Source organism: Bradyrhizobium sp. Leo170 (assembly GCF_004296405.1).
Taxonomy (GTDB): domain Bacteria; phylum Pseudomonadota; class Alphaproteobacteria; order Rhizobiales; family Xanthobacteraceae; genus Bradyrhizobium.
The window spans coordinates 1-6,364 of the sequence record NZ_PSRR01000427.1; the positions used below are offsets into that span (position 1 = coordinate 1).

The following is a 6,364-nucleotide window of genomic DNA, read 5'->3' on the forward strand; positions in this document are numbered from 1 at the left end:
GACCGCGTCAGCCAGCGTTCGAGCGCGCCGTCCCGCGGCCGGCTGTGATGCGCCACGACGAGCGCCGCGCCCGGCTTGAGCCGTTGCCGCATCTCGCACAGCGTGCGCAGGCGCCCTGGCTTCGAAAGGAAATGCAGCGTCAACAGGCAGGTCGCGCCATCGAAGGGGCCGGCAGGCGCGTCTTCGATCAACCCTTGCACCAACCGGACCCTCGAGGCGAGCGGCCCCAGCACGTTGCGCGCGAGATCGAGCATCTCCGCCGAGGGATCTATCCCCGTGAAGCCCCAGCGCGGCCTTGCCTCGGCGAACGCCTTCAGCTCCAGACCGCCGCCGGCACCGAGGACGAGGATATCAGCCGCTTCCGGCGCGCGTTCGGCGAGCAGCACCGACGCCATGCGCTGAAGATCGGTGAAGCCCGGCACCTTGCGCGGCGTATCCTCGGCGTAGCGGGCGACTGCTGCAGGATCGCTGAAGTGGCGCAAGATCTCGGAAACCGGCGCGACAGCGGTGGACGCGTCATTCTTCATGCGCGCTCTCCAGGGTGACGCGTTTCATGGCTCGATCGAAATCCCGGTCTGCGTCATCAGATGACGCGCGAGCGCGTGCTGATGGGGAGGAAAGTCGTGGGCCGGCACGCTCGGCCGCGACGAGAAGCGCGCGTACCAATCGGAGAGCCGGGAGCAATCGGACGGGATCGGGACGTCGTAGAAGCCGTCGGCGAAACGAAGCGTCGCCATCGCCACGCAATCGGCGATGGTCACTGCATCGCCGGCCAGGAATCCGGCATCGCCGATCATCCGCTCGGCGAGCCGCAGTTTCTGGAAATAGCTGGGAGCGCAGATCTCGGCGATGTCGCGGCTTTCGCGATCGATGCCGCGGCTCAGATGGCTGCCGTGCCGGGCCCACAGGGCGAAGGACGAAAGCGCGTCGTCGAAGACGGTGACGAGCTCCCGCGTGCGCGCCCGGTCCGCCGGCGTCCTGCCGCGCATGTCTGGGCCGGGACGGGTGTCCTCGAGATATTCGAGGATCGCCAGCGACTGCCCGACCACCGTCCCGTCGTCGTCTACGACGATCGGCAACGAACCGGCGGGCGTGAGACCTTGGAGGAAGGCCGGCGGCCAATTCGTCTTGTCGATCGGCGGATACAAACGGATCAGTTCGATATCCGTGAGGCCCTTTTCGGCGACGTAGATGGTCAACCGCTGCGGATAGGGGCCGAAGGCGAAGTTGTAGAGTTTCATGACTCCCGATCGTCGGTGGCAGCGCAGCGCGCCCGGCTGCGCGACGATATAACGCCTCTTCATATTTGTCGCAACTTCAATTGTTACATGATGGACGTTCAGCGTTTTGATGGTTTGCGGACGAGCTAGGGCGTGGACTCACTAACGCGCAGCCACAGTCTGATTGTCCGTCTAGATGGCTGCCATCCTGGCGCCCCGTTCCTCCCCGACGGTGACCGAAACCAAGTCGTGTCGCCGCGCGTTCGTCCCGCGCGCAAGAGGAGAAGCCCGTCATGTCAAGACCAGCAATCGCGTTTGTGTTGGCTCTGGCCGCGACCGCGGCCAACGCGCAAGATACTAAGTCTGGACAATCGCACACGCCGGCCGTTGCCGGCGCGAATGGAACACGGCCGTTCCTATTTGATGGACGAATGCGAGGTGATGGCGTCCGGCAGGGAGCGCTCGCCGACGATCGTCACCCTAACGCTGGCGCCATCGTCGTGCCACCGAAAGCAAGCCAGCCTGGGCAGGAACGATGAGTCCGCGCACCCTCGGTGCTGCAGCGAGTGGGCTTCATCGTTCCGATCGCGCGAATTCCCGCAGTGCCTGCAACAGCATTGGCGGCGCTTCCTGCGCCACGCAGTGGCCGATGCCCTCAAAATTCCACGTGCTGACATCGGGAATGAGCGAGACGGCTCGTGACGCCATCTCCTTGTAGATCGGCCAGGATTTTTCGGCCGTGGCCACGCGCACGGGGCAATCGATTTCACTGAGCCAGCCGAAAGGATTGCCGCGCGCATCTCCGGCGTAGACCTGCTCCATCGCCTCGAAGATCGGGCGCAGGATCGCCGACTCGATTTGGGGCGTGCAACGGAGCCGTACCCTTCCGTTCTCCAGGGGCGCGAAGCCGTGCCTGACATAGGCCCAGAGCGAAGTCTCGGACCAATCCGCAAATGCCGGCGCGGCGCGATAACGGGTGAACACCGCGTCAAAACTGTCGAACTCGGCCTGGCGGCGCAGGGCGCCTTGCACGGAGGAGGTTGCTCGTTCGCTCAATCCCGTCACGCCGTCGCGCGCGGCGCACGGATCCATGACGGTCGGCTCCATCACGAACAGGCGTGCGAAACGTCCGGGCAGTAGTTTTGCGGCAAGCAGCAGGTCGGTTGCGCCTGCGCTGTGGCCGATGCCGTAGATGTCGTGCAGGCCGAGCTCCTCGACGACGCTGCACACGTCCTGCGCGTAGTCCTGAAAGTGATAGAAGTTCGCCGCGGGCTTGTGGCTGTCGCCGTGGCCGCGGCGATCGAGTGCATACACCGTATAGTCGGATGCAAGATCGCACGCGACGTCATCCCAGACATTGGCCACAAAACCGGTGCCGTGAAGCAGAAGTGCAGGCGGCCGGTGCGAGCCTTCCCCGGCCCATTGCACCAGCGCAATGTGCTTATCTGCAGACCCGATCGAGAGGCGGCGCTGACTGACCATGCATTCTACGCCGCAGAAACAAGCGTGATCCGGCCTGCCTCGCCGCGCTTACGATGCGGCTTCAACCTGATTTCCACGTCCTGGTCGAAAGCAGTGAGCATCCGCATCAGTTTTTCCACGGACGCGAGCCTGAGGTGACCCCGCAGGAGTTTCGACAGGTCGGGTTGTTTCATTTCGACCAGCTTGGCGGCCTCCGTTTGAGTCAACTTCCGTTCGGCCATCAGCCGCTTGAGCTGAACGACCAATACCGCCTTCAACTGATGCTCCTCGGCATTCGGCAGGCCAAGATCAGCGAAAATGTTGCCGGACCCCTTGGTATGGGCGGGCACTTTTTTCTTGACGTTCATCGCTGATCTCCCTCGGTTGCTTTGGGAACGTAGCAGCAACGTAGCCCGGATGGAGCGTAGCGCAATCCGGGGTTGCCGCCACGTGCGAATTGCTCCCGGATTACGCTGCGCTTCATCCGGGCTACGGGCTTTGTTACTTGGCGTCCTCCAAAATCATCGCAGCAGCCTTCTCCGCGATCATCGCGGTCGGTGTGTTGGTATTGCCCGACGTGATCGTCGGCATCACGGACGCATCGGCGACGCGGAGGCCGGCGATGCCGTAGAAGCGCAGGCGTTCGTCGACCACGGCCATCGGGTCGTTGGCCGTGCCCATCTTGGCGGTGCCGACGGGGTGGAAGATCGTGGTGCCGATATCGCCGGCGGCCTTGGCGAGCGATGCATCGTCATCGCCGACGGAAGGGCCGGGCAGATATTCTTCTGGCCGGTATTGCGCGAGCGTTTTCTGCTTCATCAGGCGCCGCGTTGTGCGGATCGCATCGGCGGCGACCTGGCGGTCCTCGTCGGTCGAGAGATAATTCGGCGCGATCGACGGTTTCTCGTCCGGCTGCCTGGAGCGGATGCGCACGGTGCCGCGCGAGGTCGGTTGCAGATTGCAGGCGCTCACCGTGATCGCGGGGAAGCGGTGCAGGGGATCGCCGAACTTGTCGAGCGACAGCGGCTGCACGTGGAACTGGATGTTGGCGCGCTCGCGGCGCGGATCCGAGCGCGTGAAGATGCCGAGTTGCGACGGCGCCATGGTCAGCGGCCCGCGGCGGCGCAGCGCGTAGTCGAGGCCCATCAGGCCGCGGCGGAACAGCGAGTAATAGGTCTCGTTCAGCGTACGCACGCCGGTCACCTTGTAGATCGCGCGCTGCTGCAGATGATCCTGCAGGTTGCGCCCGACGCCCTGCTTGTCGAGTACGACGTCGATGCCGAGCGGTGCGAGCCAGTCGGCGGGCCCGATGCCGGAGCGCTGCAGCACCTGCACCGATCCGATCGCGCCGGCGGTCAGGATCACTTCGCCCTTGGTGCGGGCCTCGATGATCTCATTGCCACGGAAAAAGCGCACGCCGACGGCGCGGCCTTGTTCCACGATCAGGCGATCGACCAGCACGTTCTTTTCCAGCAGCAGATTCGGCCGGTGCAATGCGGGCTTCAGGAAGCCGCGCGCGGAAGACCAGCGGCGGCCGCGCTTCTGGTTGACGTGGAAATAGCTCACGCCTTCGTTGTCACCGGTGTTGAAATCGGGAATGCGCTTGATGCCCATTTCTTCCGCGGCATCGCCGACGGCGTCCAGCACTTTCCAGGATAGCCGCGGCGCCTCGATGCGCCATCCGCCGCCCGAGCCATGGTCCTCGCTCGGCCCAAGGAAATGATCCTCGAGCCCACGGAACACCGGCCGCACGTCGTCATAGCCCCAGCCGGTGAGGCCGAGCTGGCGCCAGTGATCGTAATCGGCGGCCTGTCCGCGCATCGAGATCATGGCGTTGATCGCTGAGCAGCCGCCGATCACCTTGCCGCGGGGATAGGCCAGCGCGCGGCCGTTGAGGCCGGGCTCCGCCTCGGTCTTGAACATCCAGTCGGAACGCGGATTGCCGATCGCGAAGAGATAGCCGACCGGGATGTGAAACCAGATCCAGTTATCGTCGCCGCCGGCTTCCAGCACCAGCACGCGCTTTGCCGGATCGGCCGAGAGCCGGTTGGCCATGATGCAGCCGGCGGTGCCGGCGCCCACGACGATATAGTCGAAATCACCCTCGAGCTTTCCAGGCATTCTCTTGCTTTCCACCCGTCCGCGTCAGCGTTGCCCGAAAATGTTCCAGGCGTCCGTGCGATTTTCTGCTGTCCTAATAGTCAGAGGTGGGTGGGCGGTACAAGTCCAGCCATGACGGCTGGGCATGGGCAGCCAGCCGCGCCTGTTGGGTGGACCGCAGCTTGCATGGTAGAAAGATCACGGACGTTTGAATCACAGATCTGAGAAGTGCCATGCCCATCGTCAACCGCGTCGCCGACCTGCAGCCCGCCATCCAGGCCTGGCGGCGGGATATCCATGAACATCCCGAGCTGATGTACGATACCCACCGCACTGCAGCATTCGTTGCGGAGCGGCTGCGCGAGTTCGGCTGCGATGAGGTCGCCACGGGGCTCGGCCGCACCGGCGTGGTCGGCGTCATCAAGGGCAAGAAACCCGCTGGCAATGGCGAGATCAGGGTGATCGGGCTGCGCGCCGACATGGATGCGCTGCCGATCGAGGAGGAGACCAGTCTGCCTTATGCCTCCAAAACGCCGGGCAAGATGCACGCCTGCGGCCATGATGGGCACACCGCGATGCTGCTGGGCGCCGCCCGCTACCTCGCCGAGACCCGCAATTTTGCCGGCAACGCGGTCGTGATCTTCCAGCCGGCGGAGGAGGGCGGCGCGGGTGCCGCCGCGATGATCAAGGACGGGCTGATGGAGCGGTTCGGCATTGAGCAGGTCTACGGCATGCATAACGGCCCTGGGATCCCCGTCGGCTCGTTTGCCATCCGGACCGGCCCGATCATGGCGGCAACGGACGCGATCGACATCAGGATCGAAGGCCACGGCGGCCACGCCGCGCGGCCGCACAAATGCATCGACAGCGTGCTGGTCGGCTCGCAATTGATCACGGCGCTGCAGTCGATCGTCTCGCGCACCGTCGATCCCCTGGATTCGGCCGTGATCTCGATCTGCGAATTCCACGCCGGCAATGCGCGCAACGTGATCCCGCAGACCGCGGAGCTGCGCGGCACGGTGCGCACGCTGACGCCGGAGGTGAGAGCGCTGGTCGAGAAGCGCATCCATGAGGTGGTCGCCGGCGTCGCGCAGATGACCGGCGCCAAAATGGATCTTACTTACGAACGCGGCTATCCCGTCACCGTCAACCACCGCTCGCAGACCGAGTTCGCGACCAGGATCGCCAAGGAAATCGCCGGCGAGAATAACGTCCACGAAATGCCGCCGATGATGGGCGCGGAAGATTTCGCCTACATGCTGGAAGCGCGCCCCGGCGCCTTCATCTTCTGCGGCAACGGCGACAGCGCCGGCCTGCATCACCCCGCCTACAATTTCAACGACGAGGCGATCGTCTACGGCACGTCCTACTGGATCAAGCTGGTGGAGAACACGCTGGCGGCGTGACTGCAGCCGTGGGCAAAGTTGGTCCCCTACCTGAAACACGTGAAGCCCCGCCAGCAATGGCGGGGCTTTTCATTCGGATGTCGCAGGTCGAGGACCAGCATCGATCGATCGGACCTATGTCCGCTTTACCTCGACGAGCCGGCTTCCAGGATGGACGACGGGATCTTCAGTTACGGT

6 protein-coding genes are annotated in these 6,364 nt (G+C 64.4%); 1 reads left to right on the forward strand and 5 read right to left on the reverse strand.

All coding sequences use genetic code 11. The features are described from left to right. The 5 genes from CWO89_RS39340 to CWO89_RS39365 form a co-directional block, all read right to left on the reverse strand. On the reverse strand, nucleotides 1–527 hold a 527-nt coding region (locus tag CWO89_RS39340), incomplete at its 3' end, for a class I SAM-dependent methyltransferase (RefSeq protein ID WP_130583687.1). A gap of 24 nt (nucleotides 528–551) precedes the next feature. After that, nucleotides 552–1,241 carry a glutathione S-transferase family protein gene (locus CWO89_RS39345; RefSeq protein ID WP_165421511.1) on the reverse strand — a complete coding sequence of 230 codons (690 nt, stop codon included), beginning with the start codon at nucleotides 1,239–1,241 and terminating at the stop codon, nucleotides 552–554. A gap of 552 nt (nucleotides 1,242–1,793) precedes the next feature. After that, on the reverse strand, nucleotides 1,794–2,702 hold the full coding sequence (locus CWO89_RS39355; RefSeq protein ID WP_130583690.1) for an alpha/beta fold hydrolase: 909 nt from the start codon (nucleotides 2,700–2,702) through the stop codon (nucleotides 1,794–1,796). Nucleotides 2,703–2,707: 5 nt separating this feature from the next. Further along, complete coding sequence (locus CWO89_RS39360) at nucleotides 2,708–3,049, reverse strand: helix-turn-helix domain-containing protein (protein WP_130583691.1); 342 nt, start codon at nucleotides 3,047–3,049, stop codon at nucleotides 2,708–2,710. A 133-nt stretch (nucleotides 3,050–3,182) separates the two neighbouring features. After that, complete coding sequence (locus CWO89_RS39365; protein WP_130583692.1) at nucleotides 3,183–4,802, reverse strand: GMC family oxidoreductase; 1,620 nt, start codon at nucleotides 4,800–4,802, stop codon at nucleotides 3,183–3,185. A gap of 212 nt (nucleotides 4,803–5,014) precedes the next feature. Here CWO89_RS39365 and CWO89_RS39370 point away from each other — a divergent pair, with 212 nt between their 5' ends. Then, nucleotides 5,015–6,187 (forward strand): M20 aminoacylase family protein, encoded by a 1,173-nt coding sequence (locus CWO89_RS39370; protein WP_130583693.1) that lies wholly within the window; start codon nucleotides 5,015–5,017, stop codon nucleotides 6,185–6,187. Nucleotides 6,188–6,364 lie beyond the last annotated feature (177 nt).